We start from the raw sequence: 14,062 nt of genomic DNA, 5'->3' as shown, positions 1-14,062 counted from the left end.
CCGGCACCGCCGCCTTCATAGCAACGGCTGACCGGGGCTCAATGGCCCTGATTGTTCACCGCGGTCGCAAGATCGGTCTGGGTGGGAACGCAACGGAGCTGGGCGCTGCTGCCGTTGGCGACGATGTCCATCGCGGCGGCGTTGGTGTTCAGCGCCTCCTCGCATTGCTTCAGGTCGGGGAAGACCTGCGGGTCGGACAGCAGCCCGCGCAGCGTGTAGGTCTGGGCCGGAGGCGGCGCGGCCGGTGCCCCCGGCTTCGCACCGGGTGCCGACGCGGGCGCGTGCGCCGTGATCGCATGGCTGCGCTCCGCCTTATGGCAGCCGGCAAGCCACGCCAGCGCCAGAATGGCCGCGACTCTCATAGACCCTGTCTCTCCCGAGGAGCGTGCTGGAACCGCCTGCCTCAGGGGTCAATGCCTCCAAGGAGGTATGCGCCGTCCTGCCCCGCCGCCTCAACTGTCGTAATAATAAGGGGATTTCGTCGCCCAGATCGACTTCGGATAGCGCGCATGGAGCAACTGGAAGGCGCGCTTGCCCAGATGATCGTGATTGCCGCCCCAGCGCGCGATGCGGATCAGGCGATAGAGCGTCTCGGGCGAGCGAGGGTCTTTCGGATGGAGGCGCGCATAGTCCAGCATTTCGCCCCAGAGCGAGGTGGCGTCCGGGGGAATACGGTCCGGCTTGTCGTCGCCCGCGAGGAAGAAGCCTCGTTCCACGCGCGCCCTGGCGAAGAGATCGCCCGCGAAAACCGGCATATGAAAGGCGAAGATGCCCCGCCCGCATTTGCCGAAGCAGGCCATGTCAGCACCGTCCGGCGCCTCATCGTCATTCCCGCTCCAATATTCGTCCGGCGTGTAAGCCCTGGTCGGCGGGAAAGCCCTGACCACCGTCGCATGGCCGCGCGGCAGCAGCATCCAGTCCACCCAATAGCCGCTGAACCCGGGCTCCTTCCCCTCGGGCCGCGCATAGCCGGCGAGATCGCTGCGCAGGCTCGGGATCTTCGCCATCACGAAGAATTCGGCGAAGCGCCGGTCCGGCCCCGGCTTGAGGCGCTGAATGGCCCGCCAGTCGTCGCGCACCTGCGGCAATAGCTCGGCGAGCAGCGTCGCCGTCGCGCCGATCGCGGCATCGTCCTGAAGCTGCACGGCGCGCGCATAGTTAGTGAGCGCGATATCCAGCCTCAGCTCGCGCGGCAAGGTCACGGCCTGAGCGAGCGTCATGCGCTCCTTGAGCGGCAGGCGATCGATCACCGCACGCGCATCGCCGCCGAGCCCCACATAGGAAGCGCCCTGCTTGCCGATCAGCCCGTCGCCCGCCGGGAAATTGCCCGGTACGCAGCCGCCGTCGGTGGCCGTGCAATAAGGCTGGCGGAGCGCATGACGCGCGAAATCGTCGAGACCGGTCGAAAGCTGGGTCCGGATCGCGGAGAAGATGTTGCGGTCCGACGGGGTGAGATCGCCCCGCGCGAGGATGGCATCGGTGCGCATCCGCGTCTCGGCCAGCGGAGTCTTCAGCAGCGTCAGCCGGGTGAGATGATATTGGGCCGTCAGCCACGCCGGATCGCCCGGCGCAACAGCGGCCGCATCCTGCGCCAGCGCGGGCGCAGCCGCGTCGTCGGGCATGGCGAGGCTCAGCGCGGCCGCCAGCCATGCGACACGATGTGTCGCGGACCATTGCTGCTGCGCATGGGCGAGCCCCGCCTTCCGATCCCTCGTTTGCAGCGTGCGAATCCAGTCGCCCGCCTCCGGCTTGGCGGTCGAGACGTCGCTGAGGCTCAGATAATCCTTGAACTTCACCGCGATGTCCGGTGCGGCCTCGTGCTGGTTGAGATCATGGTCGAGACGGGCGAGCAGCTCGCGCGGATGCTCTCGATAGAGCAGGAGCTGCTGCATCGTCGGGATCTGATCCTGCCCGTAGCTGCCCTTGGGCGCGGCGCCGAGCTGCCGGATCGCGGCGTGGGCATGCGCAAAGCCCGGCGCATCGAGATGATCCATCGCGCTCCGCAGCGCCACGCGCGCTTGCAGATACAGCGCCTTGGGCTGCCACGGCGAACGGCGATCCTTCCCGATCGCGGCGAACCCCTGCTCGGCATCCGCATAGCGCCCGTCATAGAGCGCGAGTGCGGCCTCCTGATAGGCGCGATCGGCGCGCAGCCAGTCCGGTGCGCCGGCGGGCAGCGCAGGCAGCGCGACGCCCGGCTTGCTGCACGACTGGAACACGGCGTCCTGCCCCGCGAGCCATGCCCGCACGCCCGGCGAGGAAGCGCCGTAGCGGCCGACGCGATCCTTCAGCGTCGCCATCGCGGTGACGAAGGCGTCGCTGAAACAGGTGGGGATGGCGGTATAGTGCGGCCCCTCCCGCTCGGTGGAGATATAGTAGATGTCTGTGGAGGCGCCGGGGACCTGCTTGCGGGCATCGATCCACTGATAGGTCGGATCGGCGCTGGAATCTCCGCAACACGGCTTGGCCAGCGCCGCGCCCGCTTCCTTGCCGACGGAAAGCCCGTTCAGCAACCGCCAGTCCAGATAGAGGATCGGCGAGGGAGCGGTAGCCTTGAGAATACCCAGATGCCCATCCGACAGCGCTGAGAGATCGACCGCGTTCAGCGCATAGGATGTCACATAGTCCGGCACCGGCGGCGGCCCGCCCGAGCCGATCGCCAGCATGGCCAGCGTCGCCGCGACAGCCTTGCGCATCCCCTTCATCGCCATCCCCCTATCTGGCGCCGCACGGTATCGAAGTCGGCTCTGGTCCAGCTCCGTGGATCGAAGACATATACTCGTCGCCCGGCCGGCGCGCGCGCGATTGGCGTATCGGTGGAGAGTGCCAGAGCGGTGCGGCAGCGAGGGTTGCGGAAATCCCCTCCCTTCTCCAGCCGTTCCCGGATCAGCGGGTCGGTGCGGCCCATGCGGAAGAGCATCGGCACGATCTCGTCGACCGGCGCCGCGTCGAGCCAGCGTTCGTCATCGCACCAGGATGCGAGCGCGGTCATCGACAGCAGCGTTCCCCTGGGCAATCCTTCGCGGACATCGGCCAGCACATCGAGGAGGATCTGCCGCTCGGACGCCCGCACCTCGAAATCGATCTGGACCCGCTTCGCCGGGATGCGCGTCGCATAATGCAGCACGGCGCCGGCCACGCGACGGCGCAGCGTCGGCGTCCAGCGGACAGGTTGTTCGGGCGCGATCTGGATATGGACGAGCGCGATCTCGGGCGGCGTCGCGACCCGAAGCGGATAGCGCCGCCCGCGCGCGATGAAGCTGTCCCCCACGATCTCGATGAAGTCGCTCTGGACGGCGACGCCCACATCCTCGGGCAGGAAACGCAGGTCCTCCGGCCGTTCCCAGGCCCAGAGGATGATCGGCGAGGCCGGCGGATGTGCCTTGGGGCCACAGCCCGCCAGCAACGCAAACAACAGGACCGGCCAGCGACGCATGAGCCCGATCTCATCGGGCCTCATGCGCGTTGTCAACGCCGGCAGGTGGGTCGGGCGGCCGTCATCCGGGCCGCCCGACCCGTTCCGATCAGTGGAACTTGGCGCTCACCGAGACGCCGATGATCCGGGGATCGTTGTAGACGCCCGCCATATAGTTATCGATCACGCCCTTGAGGTTCTTCTCATTGGTGATGTTGCGAGCGAACACCGCCACCTCATAGGACTTCAGGTCGTAACCGATCTTCAGGCCGCCTTCGAAGCTGCCCTTCGAGGTGAACTCCTTGGTCTTGTACGGCACGAAGCTCGTATAGCCCTGGATGTTCCAGTCGGTGGAGATGAAGGCCTTGCCCGGACCGATCGGCAGATCGTAGCGCGCCGTCAGGTCGAGGTTGTACTTCGGCGCGTTCGGCAGCGGGTTGCCGTCGATCTGCGCGAAGACGGTCGGCGTGCCGAAGACCGGCTTCGTGATGGTCGGGTTCTGGACCGTGCAGACCACGTTGTATACGCCCGCGATGGCGAGACCGCAGACCTGCGCATAGACGTTCTTGTCGTCGATCTCGGTGTGCAGCAGGCTGAGGCCCGCCGACAGCGTCAGGTTCGGGATCGGCTTCACCTCGGCTTCGGCTTCCATGCCATAGGCCTTGGCCTTGTTGGCGTTGAACAGCACGCCGTTGCCGTTGGAATCGTTGCCGTTGAGCTGGATATTGTCGACGACATAGGTGAAGCCCGTGAGGTTCAGGCGCACCTGGTTGTCGAAGAAGCTGCTCTTGATGCCGCCTTCGTAGGAGGTGTTGGTTTCCGAGTTCGCCGTGGTGAAGTCGGAGTTGAACACCGCCGAACGACCCTGAATGGTCGGGCCACGGAAGCCGCGCGCGATGCGGCCGTAGAGGCTGACGTTCGGGGTCAGCTCATAAAGCGCGCTGACATCCCAGCTCGGCTTCGTGTCCGACAGACGGACATAGCGGCGGCCGGTGTAGGTGACGGCACCCGCCGCGGTGTCGGCGGTCTTGAGCAGGCGGGTGGACTTGGTGTCCTTTGTCTCGCGCACGCCGCCGGTGATCGTCAGGCGATCGGTGAGCTTGTAGCTCGCCTGGCCGAAGATGCCCCACGAGGTGTTGATGTCGTGCAGCAGCACCCAGTTGTTCGGGTTGCGCGCGGCGACGCCCGGATTGAGGAAGAAGGCGCGCTGATCGAACTCGGTATCGTCGCGGGAATCGAAGTAGATTCCGCCGACCTGCCACTTGAAGCGATCGGTGCCGTCGCTGGCGAGGCGGACTTCCTGGGTGAACTGGCCGAGCGAGCGCAGGCGACCCTGCGATTCACCGAAGAAGGCCGGCCCCGGGAAGTTGATCGCCGCACCGCCGTCGGTGTCGCCGCGGCTGTAGCCATGGCTGGTCTCATAGGCGCTGATCGAGGTCAGCTTCACGCCGCCGAAATCATAGCCCACGTTGAGCGAGCCGCCATAGGTCCAGTAATGCTGCGGGTTGTTGTCGCCCTCGTCGAGCGCGACCTGGCTGCGGTCGAAGTTCGAGGGGACCACGTTGGTGCCCTTGGTGATCGAACCGCGATAGAAGATCGTCGACGTGCCCGAATAGTCGCGCGCATGGCCCGAGGCGAGGATCGATAGCTGCTCGGTCGGCGTCAGCAGGAACTGGAGGCGGACGTCCTTCTCGTCGAAGCCGCCGAGAGCGTCCTTGCGCGGCGCGCGCGTGCCGTCATCGGAGACGCCGGTGAAGGTGTTGTCCACCCAGTTGTCGCGATGCTGGTAGAGCGCCGAGACGCGATAGGCGAGCTTGTCCGCGATGATCGGGCCGCCGACGCCGGCATCGATGTTGACCGTGTTGTAGCTGCCATAAGAGGCCGTGCCGCGCGCCTCGAAATCCTGAGTCGGCTTCGCGGTATCGAACTTGATGATGCCGGCCGTGGTGTTGCGGCCGAACAGCGAGCCCTGCGGGCCGCGCAGCACTTCGACCTGCTGGATGTCGAACGCCGGGTTCGACTTCAGGACGACATGCTCAAGCACGACGTCGTCCTGGATGATCGACACCGGCTGCGAGGCGCCGAGGTAGAAGTCGATATTGCCAAGGCCGCGGATGTAGAAGCGCGGGAAGATGCGGCCGGTCGTCGACTCGACGTACAGGCTCGGCACCTTGCCCGAGAGCGAGAGCAACGTGTCGTCGCCGCCCGACTGGAAATCGCGCAGGCCCACGCCGTTGATGACGCCGACCGAGATCGGAACCTTCTGGAGATTTTCGGCGCGGCGCTCGGCGGTGACGACGATGTCGCCCAGCTCGTTGCCGGCCGCCGGAGCGGTGGCGGCAGCGTCCTGCGCGGAGGCGGACGTAGCGGCGATCATGGCGCACGAGGCGACGGCGGCCAGCGCGGCCGAGCGGATGAAGATTTTGGACAAATGAGTTCCCCTAGAAGGCGCCACCCCGCTTTCTGAGCGGGTGCAGCACGGGGAGCCTCATGCCGGGATTTTGTGACGGCGGTGTTTCAATCCAGAGGGTTAAGCCAAACGCGCCAGATCAAACGGCAGCGCGATCGGGTGTAATACGCTGCAATGCAGGAATGGCTGCGGCGGTCGTCCGGATCGCCGCCCGCACCGATTGGAGATGCGCGATCGTGTCCTCGATCGAATGACCTTCGATGGCGGGGTTATAGTCGGCCGGCCGGATGCCCTGCCCGTCCATCACCGCGAACCAGCTCGCGTCGCGGAACAGCTCGTCGGTCGACAGCACCAGTCGCGCGGAGGCGCGGAAATGCTCGATCTTACGGGCGAGCGTCTCGGGGATCTCCATCGCCTGGCAGGCCTGCCACAGCGGCTCGGTGCGCCCCTGCGTCATCGCATAGTGCAGGATCAGGAAATCGCGGACGTCGTCCATCTCCTGTGCGTAGATGCGATTGAACTGGTCGGCGGCGAGCGGCGATCCGTCGCGGCGCGGGAAGAGCGCGAGCAGCTTGGCGATGCCGCTCTGGATCAGGTGGATGCTGGTCGACTCCAGCGGTTCAAGGAAGCCGCTCGACAGGCCAATGGCGACGACGTTGCGATCCCAGCTCTTCCGCCTCCGGCCGGGCAGGAAGCGGATCAGGCGCGGATCGGCGATGGGCGGGCTGTCCATGCCCGCGATCAGCGAGGCTCGCGCGGCGTCATCGTCCTGATAGCGGCTGGAGAAGACATAGCCGTTGCCGGTGCGATGCTGGAGCGGGATGCGCCAGCGCCAACCCGCCTCCGCCGCCGTGGCGCGCGTATAGGGCGTGACGCGCTCTTCCGGAGCACTCGGCGCCGCCCAGGCACGATCGCAGGGCAGCCAGTGCGACCAGTCCTCATAGCCCACGCCCAGCGTCTGCTCGATCAGCAGCCCGCGCATTCCCGAGCAATCGATGAAGAGATCGCCTTCCAGCACGTCGCCGCGATCGGTGGTGAGCGAGCGGACGAAGCCGGTTTCGGGATGCTGGTCGATCGTCGAGACCTTGCCCTCGAAGCGCCGCACCCCGCCCGCCTCGGCGAGCTTTCGCAGATAGCGCGCATAGAGCGAGGCATCGAAATGGAAAGCATAGCCGAGCGTCGAGAGCAGCGAGCGCCGATCCGCCGACGGCTGCGCGAAACGCCCCTGAAGCGCGAGTTGCGCGTTCAGCGAATAGTCCTCGGTCGGCGCATCGAAACCCGCCAGCCGCGCGCGGATCAGGCGGTGGAGGAACATCACCCCGTCGCCCGGCGGGCCGAAGGTGCCGAACGGATGGAGATAGCGGCTCCCCTCCCCGTTCCAGCCGACGAACTCGATGCCGAGCTTGTAGGTGGCGCCCGTCTCGGCCATGAACTGGCGCTCGTCGAGGCCGACGATCTGGTTGAACCAGTGGATCGTCGGGATGGTCGCCTCGCCGACGCCGATCGTGCCGATCTCCTCGGACTCGACAAGCCGGATCGCGGTGCCCGTGCCATGGAGCCCTCTGGCGAGCGCCGCGGCCGTCATCCAGCCGGCCGTGCCTCCGCCGAGGATGACGATCTGCCGGATACGGTTGTCGCTCATGGATGTGTCCTAGCCGTCGCGGAGGCCGAGGGGCAATGCCCCGCGCCCGCCGGCCGCTTGAGCGCGAGGAAGACGGTGCTCCAGAGCTGTGCCGCGTTGGACTCGTCTACGTCCTTGGCGCCCGCGCCGAAGGCCACCACGCGATAGGCGCCGTCCTTATAGGCCCAGGACCAGAGCTCGGACCGCTGCACGCTCCGCGTCGCGTCGATGCCGTCCCAGAGGCAGGCCTGCGCATCGGCGAGCTTCAGGCGGAGATCGGCCGGCAGATCCTTCCGTTCAAGCTGACGCGCCAATCCCGCCGCCGCCAGCGCCTGCTGCCACGACCAGATCACCGTGCCATGATAGGCGTTCGGCCCGAAACGCGCCTGAAGCGCCGCAGAGGCGAAGGCCGGGTTGGCGACCAGCATCCCCGCCCCCGTGCGCAGGCCCGCCGGGAAGGGGCGGCTGATGAGCTGCGCGCTCTGCCCGAGGTCGGCCTCCGTCGGATGGCCGAAGAGGAGGTCGAAGCCCATGTCGCTGTTCTCGATCGGCACCGGCTTGCCGTCCCGATCGAGCGCGATGGCGTGGAAGCGCACCGGCTCGCCCTTCAGCGCCGCCAGTGCAGGTGCCGCCGGCACGCCCGCCTGCCCCGCATAGGCGCGGACATCCTCGGCCGCCTTGTCGGCCGGGACTTCCATCGCGAACAGGCCGGGCGCCTTCTCGCGCCAGGTGGCGATCATCGCTGGCAGGCGCTCGAACGCCGCCCGATCCTCACCCGACAGATAAGGCGTCAGCAGCCCCGCCCGATAGAGTGCGTCGGCGGCCTCCAGCGCGACCGGAACGAAGACGGCGTTGACGTCATAGGGATAATGCCCGCCGCCGAGCCCATCGTTGCTGTCGCGCCACTCGCCGACCTGCATTCCGGGTTCGAGGCCGATCAGCTTGCCCACCACCGGATCGCGCGCGAAGGGCTGCGCCTCCGCCATCACGAAACGCAGGTTACGCATCAGCTCTGCGCCCGCGCCGTTTTCCGCGAGGAAGGCCCTCGCCCGCCCCCGCCCGCGCGCATCGTCGAGCAGCCATGCCCGCGCCACGGGCGCCAGCATGAAATGGCTGTCGATCATCTTGTAGTTGAAGGTCGGCGCTGCGGAGGAGGTGCCGTCCTCCTTGCGATGGTCGAGGATGGCGAACTCCCCGATATCCTCCTCATGCGCGACCTTGCCCTCGGGCGAGAGCCGCTCCAGCACCGAGCGCAGGCCAGACTCCACCGCCACCGGCTGAAGCACCGGCATCAGTAGCCTGACCGACATCAGCGTGTCGCGGCCGAAATAGGTGTCGAAGCGCCACGATCCGGCGAGGAACTTCTCGCGATAGCTCAGATATTCGAGCGCTGCGCGCGCCTTGGGATCGGCATTGACAGCCGGCGTCAGCAGATCCTTGCCTGTGAGCGGCGTGAGCGGCGTCTCGCCCGTCACCGCCGTGATCGAGAGCGTGATCCGCCCGGCCTTGTCCGCCACGAAGGCGCCCCCTCGCATCGCGCCATGGACCTCCAGCCGATAGCCCGGCGCGCCATCCAGCCGATCGCGCGACCAGACGAGGCCCGTGCGATCCGCCACCGGCGGCGTCAGCACCTCGCCGGGCGCAGTGCCGAGCGCCTGATAGTCGCGCAGCACACGGATGCTCGACAGCACCGCCTGCCTGGCCTCCAGACGCGGCGTGGCGATCGTCGCGGTGAAGCGCACGCCGTGAAGCGCGCGGCCCTTGGCATCCTTGATCGTGATCGGCTGCGCGGGCGCGGGCATGGTCCACTCGGCCGGATGGTCGATCCCGTCGAACCACAGCCCGACGCCGCTATTCCCCGCCGGGAAAGCCACGATCAGGCGCGGATCGCTCCCCGAGCGCAGCACGACATGCGCGGAGACCCGCCCGCTCCGCTCGAAGCTGTTGAGGTTGAGCCCCTCCTTCTGCACGAAATCGCCACGGGGCGTCGGTGCCGCCGCCACGGTGGCGAGCGCAAGGAGCCCCGCCGCGGCCCGGATGCGGCGATGGACGGCTGAAAGCATCGGCATGACCCAAAAAAGAGGGGCGGCCGGGTCCAGCCAGCCGCCCCAGAGGAGGGAAGTGTTAGAGCTTCACGGTCGCGCTCACCAGCGCGTTCCGTCCGACGATGCTGCGGCCGTAGAAGAAGCCGTTGACGATCGTCTGGGTCTGCCCCTGTCGCGGATTGCCTTCGGTGAAACCCTTGACGTTGGTCAGGTTGTCGACGCTCGCCGAAATCGTGATCTTCTGGTTCACGTTGAAGCTCGCGCCCACCGTGAACACGCCATAGCTCGGCAGCGCCACGCCATTGCCCGAGTCCGCGAATATCTTGCCGATATATTTGTACCGGCCATAGATCTCGCCGAGCCCGCCCGGCAGGATGAAGGTGGGCGTGACGGTCAGCAGCTTCTTGGGCGTGCGTTCCGGCGTGTTGCCGTTGTACTGCGGCTGGGCGACGCCGTCGAAGCGCAGGTTGTGCAGCTTCGGATCCTGATAGACGCCGCTCACGTCGAGGCTGAAGAAGCGGACCGGCTTCCAGGTCGCGTCCACCTGCACGCCCACCGTCTTGTTGTTGGCCAGCGCGTTGGCCTGCACGGCGGGGTTGTCGGGATTGATGAACTGATAGGACTGGTCGTTGAAGATCGTGCGGAAGCCGATCACCGACGCCGCCAGACCATGGCCGCGATAGCGCACGCCGCCTTCGTACAGCGTCAGGTCGGACGGCTTGTGCGTGCCGCCCGTGTCGCCACCGAAGGTCTGGAAGCCACGCGCATAGCGGGCATAGAGGGCGATATTGTCCGTCAGCTCATAGTTGGCGCCGACCGTCGCCGCCCAGTCGTGATAGGACTTGGCGACATGGGTGTAGGTGCCGTCGAAGGTGCTGCCGACATCCGCGATGATGCCCGGCGTACCGGCCGGCACCGGCTGGTTCACCGCCGCCGTATTGCCGATATCCACGCCGACATGCTCATGCTCGTAGCGCGCACCGAAGTCGATGTGCAGCTTCGAGCCGATCTTGAGTTCGTCGTTGAAGTAGGCCGAGATCGAGTTGATCTCGTCCTTCACGACACCCTGGCCCCAGTTGCCGTAGCTGATCATGCCGTTGTTGGTCAGCTGGCCCACGACATTGCCCGTGCCGTCGAGCGCCACGATGTCGTAGATGTGGGAATTGTCCTTGACGTCGTTGATCAGCGTCGAGACGCCAGACTGATCGTTATAGTGGCGCACGTTGTAGAACATGCCGCCGACGGTCAGCGAGTTGTCGATCACGCCGGAGGAATAGTTCCAGCGCGTGCCGAAATCGGTGCCGAAATCCTTGGTCGTGACGAGCTGGTGGTTGAGCACGGTCTGCTGGAGCAGGCCGTTGCCGTTCAGCGCGTTGAGCGTCGCGGTGTCGGACGCCGGGATCACCGTGCCGCCGCCCATCACGTCACGCAGGCCGAACTGCGTCGCCGTCGGGAAGGCCGCCTGCCCCTGCGCCAGGAAGCTGGCGATCGGGGATGCCGTCGGATCGAGGTAGGTCGCCGCCGAGGCGAGGCCCGCCGTGCCCGCGCCACTGCCGGGGAAGATGCCGTTGAAGTCGAACTTCGCGTCCAGATAGCGGGCGCGCAGGAAGACGCTCAGATCCTTGGTGACGGGCTTGTCGACGTCGATCCGGTATTGGGTCGAGGTCGTGTGGATGCCCTGCGACAGGCTGAAGTTGCGGATGCAGTTGCCGGTCGCGCAGCTATCCGGCACCTTGATGTCGTTGAAGGCGTTGCCGACGATGTTGCCATACTGGGTGCCGAGCCCCGGAATGCCGCTGATCTTGCCGTTCGCGGAGACCGCGAAGGGCTGGTCGGCATAATAGGGATCATGCTCGTCGCCGCGCTTGATCGTCAAACGGACATAGCCGCCGTCGTCGAAGCGTTTCTCCAGCATGCTCTTGATATGATAGGTGTTGTAGCTGAACGGCGAGTGCCGCACGCCCTTCGTGCTGTCGGCATAGCCGCCGACGTTGAAGGCGAGGCTGTCGGTGATCGGCGTCGAGAAATAGCCGTCCGCGCGATAGTCGCCATAGGTCGTGCCGGTGAAGCGGACCTGCGCCTCGGTCTTGTCGAAGTTCGGGCGCTGCGAGATGAAGTTGATCGTCGCGCCCGCGCCGTTGGGCGCGAGAATGCCCGAGGTGCCGCCCTCGACCGCCTCGACGCGATCGATGGTGATATCCTGCTGGAAATATTCGTCGGCGCCGCCGCCGCCGTAGAGGATCGGCATGCCGTCCTCTTCGAGCGTGATGAAGGTCTGCGCGCCGCCGCGCAGGCCGCGGACGGAGTAGTTGTTCGAGACGGGGCCGGCCGTGCCCTCGACGAAGATGCCGGGCACAAGTTCGAGGATATCCGCCGTGGAGCGCGGGGCCTTGCGCTGGATGTCCGCCGTGCTGGCCAGCGTGACGTTGGACGAGGAGTTGAAGAGCGTGCGCTTGCCGGACGTGTTGCCGGTGACGACGATCTCCTGCATCTGCTCGGACGCCGCCTGCTGGTCGGCGGGGGCGGCGGCAGCCTGCGGCGCAGCAGCCGGAGCGCTCGCGACGGGGGCCGACTGCGGCTCGTAGTTGATGTTGGTGAACGCGGCGCGCGGCGCGGCATTGCCGCCTCCGGCCTTGGGATCGGCGATCACCGCGGTGCGGCCGTCGAACGAGACGAGGCGCAGGCGCGCGGGCGCGATCAGGCGGCGGAGGCCATCCTCCACCGTGTAATTGCCCTTCAGGCTGGCGACATGCCGGCCGGCCGTCGCTTCGCTGGGTGCGAGGACCTGGATACCCGCCTGCTGGGCGAAGCTGACGATGCCCTGGGCGGCGGACTGGGCCGGCACGTCGAACGGGCGGACGCTGCTCTGCGCGGCAGCGGGCGCGGCGACCACCGCGGCACTGGCGACGGCAAGCGCCGTCATGGAAATGTCGGCAGCGGAAACATGCGCAAGGAGGCGCATCAAACATTCTCCCCGTAGTATCGCGGCGATCTTGCGTCGCTCTTGGTCAGATGCGCGGGGCGAGGCTTTCCGTCGCCACGCTCAAAAATTTTTCAGGGGACAATGCGAACCCTGTCCCCATCCTTCACCACCCGGCCGCCAACCATCACGGCCGCGGCCTGCGTGAACCCATCGAGGTCGTCGGTGTGGAACCATCCGACGACGTGACGGTTCCCCAGCGCCGGATCGATTTCCAGCGTCCGCACATGATAGCGGTTGAACTCGTCCGCCGCCTGCGCGAGGGTCATGTTGTCGAGGACGATCCGCCCTTCCCGCCACGCCAGCCGCTGGTCGGAGAGATTGGGGGCGAGGCCGCTCACCATCACATCCCCCGCCTCGCGCACGATCGCGCGCTGACCGACCGTGACGAGCGTCGGCTCGGCGTGGGAGGACGTGGACCAGACCTTCACCGTCCCTTCGGTCACCATCACCTCGGAAGCGCCGTCGCGGCGGCGCACGTCGAAGGCGGTGCCCACCGCCTGCACGCGCACGGGACCGGCCGAGACGGTGAAAGGCCGCGCCTTGTTGTGGGCGACCTCGAACCACGCCTCGCCGCGCGCCAGCTCGATGTCGCGGCGTTCAGGCGTGAAGGCGACACGGATATGGCTGGTGCTGTTCACCACCGCGAAAGAGCCGTCGTCGAGCGGCAGACGGCGGATTTCCCCGACGGCGGTGCTGATCGGCGTCCCCCGCAGCCAGTGCCGGAGGCCGAAGCCGCCCGCCATGGCGGCCGCGATCCCCGCCACGCCGAAGCGCAGCAGACGGCGGCGACCCTGGTTCTCGACCGTCTCGGGCTCATCCTCGATGGCGCCGAGCGCGCGGCCGCGATCGAGCAGGCTGAGCGCCGCCTGCGCGCGCAGCAGCGCGCCGCGATGGCGGCTGTCCTCGGCAAGCCACGCCGACAGCGCCACGCTCTCGACATCGTCGAGGCCCCGGTCGATCCGGGACGCCCATTGGCAGGCGCGATCGTCGATCATCCGCGCCTCCCCTTGAAATCCTTGCCCTTCGATCCGCGCCTTCCGGGACGCCCCCGCATCTCGGCACGCTCCTCCTCGCCCATGGCATCGAGGATGCGCCGCAGGCCGCGCGTCACCTCGTTCTCCACGATCGTCTCGGTGACGCCGAGCCGCGTCGCGATCTCGCGCTGGGAGACGCCTTCGATCTTGCGAAGCTGGAAAATCTGGCGGCAACGGTCGGGCAGCGCCGCGATCAGCGCCTCCACCCGCGCCAGCGCGCGTCGTCCCGCCACGATCCGCTCGGGCGAGGCGTCGTCCTCGGCCAGCGCCTCGTCGAACTCTGAGAGGCCGCTTGCCGCCTCGATGCTCACCACCCGCGTGCGACGGATCTGCTGGAGCACGACGTTACGCGCCGTCTGGAAGAAGTAGCTGCGCGGATCGGCGATATGGGCGACGGAGTCGAGCGCGCTGATCCGGCAATAGGTTTCCTGGATCACGTCGTCCGCATCGATGGTCGGGAAAGCGGAACGCAGCCACGAGCGCAACCGTGCCTCCAGAGGCAGGATGTGACGGCTGACCCATCCAATCAGGTGCGGCGAAGCAGGTTCCATTCT

At 67.1% G+C, this 14,062-nt stretch carries 9 protein-coding genes; all 9 read right to left on the bottom strand.

Annotated elements, in window-relative coordinates:
* Positions 1 to 38: 38 nt before the first annotated feature.
* The 9 genes from ST3T6A_RS0110820 to ST3T6A_RS0110780 all read right to left on the bottom strand — a co-directional run bounded on the left by ST3T6A_RS0110820 (position 39) and on the right by ST3T6A_RS0110780 (position 14,059).
* On the bottom strand, positions 39 to 362 hold the full coding sequence (locus tag ST3T6A_RS0110820; RefSeq protein ID WP_019832941.1) for a hypothetical protein: 324 nt from the start codon (positions 360 to 362) through the stop codon (positions 39 to 41).
* 90 nt (positions 363 to 452) lie between these two features.
* Positions 453 to 2,705, bottom strand: a complete 2,253-nt coding sequence (locus ST3T6A_RS0110815; protein WP_235785778.1) for a hypothetical protein — start codon at positions 2,703 to 2,705, stop codon at positions 453 to 455.
* Positions 2,702 to 3,436 carry a hypothetical protein gene (locus ST3T6A_RS0110810; RefSeq protein ID WP_235785777.1) on the bottom strand — a complete coding sequence of 245 codons (735 nt, stop codon included), beginning with the start codon at positions 3,434 to 3,436 and terminating at the stop codon, positions 2,702 to 2,704. Before ST3T6A_RS0110810 ends, ST3T6A_RS0110815 begins: the two co-directional genes overlap by 4 nt.
* 88 nt (positions 3,437 to 3,524) lie before the next feature.
* On the bottom strand, positions 3,525 to 5,846 hold the full coding sequence (locus tag ST3T6A_RS0110805) for a TonB-dependent receptor domain-containing protein (RefSeq protein ID WP_019832938.1): 2,322 nt from the start codon (positions 5,844 to 5,846) through the stop codon (positions 3,525 to 3,527).
* A 118-nt stretch (positions 5,847 to 5,964) separates the two neighbouring features.
* Entirely contained in the window at positions 5,965 to 7,467 is a 1,503-nt protein-coding gene (locus ST3T6A_RS0110800) for a tryptophan halogenase family protein (protein WP_019832937.1), read from the bottom strand.
* A complete protein-coding gene (locus ST3T6A_RS0110795; protein ID WP_157602763.1) occupies positions 7,464 to 9,509 on the bottom strand; it encodes a hypothetical protein in 2,046 nt (681 codons plus the stop codon). The genes ST3T6A_RS0110800 and ST3T6A_RS0110795 overlap by 4 nt, the downstream gene beginning before the upstream one ends.
* A 61-nt stretch (positions 9,510 to 9,570) precedes the next feature.
* On the bottom strand, positions 9,571 to 12,414 hold the full coding sequence (locus tag ST3T6A_RS0110790) for a TonB-dependent receptor domain-containing protein (RefSeq protein ID WP_235785776.1): 2,844 nt from the start codon (positions 12,412 to 12,414) through the stop codon (positions 9,571 to 9,573).
* 131 nt (positions 12,415 to 12,545) lie between these two features.
* On the bottom strand, positions 12,546 to 13,469 hold the full coding sequence (locus tag ST3T6A_RS0110785) for a FecR family protein (RefSeq protein ID WP_019832934.1): 924 nt from the start codon (positions 13,467 to 13,469) through the stop codon (positions 12,546 to 12,548).
* Positions 13,466 to 14,059: an RNA polymerase sigma factor gene (locus ST3T6A_RS0110780; RefSeq protein ID WP_083937465.1), complete on the bottom strand. Its 594-nt coding sequence runs from the start codon at positions 14,057 to 14,059 to the stop codon at positions 13,466 to 13,468. The genes ST3T6A_RS0110785 and ST3T6A_RS0110780 overlap by 4 nt, the downstream gene beginning before the upstream one ends.
* Positions 14,060 to 14,062: the final 3 nt, after the last annotated feature.

The sequence above is a fragment of the Sphingomonas sp. PR090111-T3T-6A genome (assembly GCF_000383095.1).
In the GTDB taxonomy this organism is placed as follows: Bacteria; Pseudomonadota; Alphaproteobacteria; order Sphingomonadales; family Sphingomonadaceae; genus Solisphingomonas.
The sequence above is the reverse complement of the archived record's forward strand: the minus strand, read 5'-3'. Positions and strand labels throughout refer to the sequence as shown.

Excerpts from the sequence above, each read along its gene's own strand:
- ST3T6A_RS0110780 (WP_083937465.1), bottom strand. The coding sequence starts at position 14,059 with ATGGAACCTGCTTCGCCGCACCTGATTGGATGGGTCAGCCGTCACATC.
- ST3T6A_RS0110810 (WP_235785777.1), bottom strand. The coding sequence starts at position 3,436 with ATGCGTCGCTGGCCGGTCCTGTTGTTTGCGTTGCTGGCGGGCTGTGGC.
- ST3T6A_RS0110795 (WP_157602763.1), bottom strand. The coding sequence starts at position 9,509 with ATGCTTTCAGCCGTCCATCGCCGCATCCGGGCCGCGGCGGGGCTCCTT.
- ST3T6A_RS0110815 (WP_235785778.1), bottom strand. The coding sequence starts at position 2,705 with ATGAAGGGGATGCGCAAGGCTGTCGCGGCGACGCTGGCCATGCTGGCG.
- ST3T6A_RS0110800 (WP_019832937.1), bottom strand. The coding sequence starts at position 7,467 with ATGAGCGACAACCGTATCCGGCAGATCGTCATCCTCGGCGGAGGCACG.
- ST3T6A_RS0110785 (WP_019832934.1), bottom strand. The coding sequence starts at position 13,469 with ATGATCGACGATCGCGCCTGCCAATGGGCGTCCCGGATCGACCGGGGC.
- ST3T6A_RS0110820 (WP_019832941.1), bottom strand. The coding sequence starts at position 362 with ATGAGAGTCGCGGCCATTCTGGCGCTGGCGTGGCTTGCCGGCTGCCAT.
- ST3T6A_RS0110790 (WP_235785776.1), bottom strand. The coding sequence starts at position 12,414 with ATGACGGCGCTTGCCGTCGCCAGTGCCGCGGTGGTCGCCGCGCCCGCT.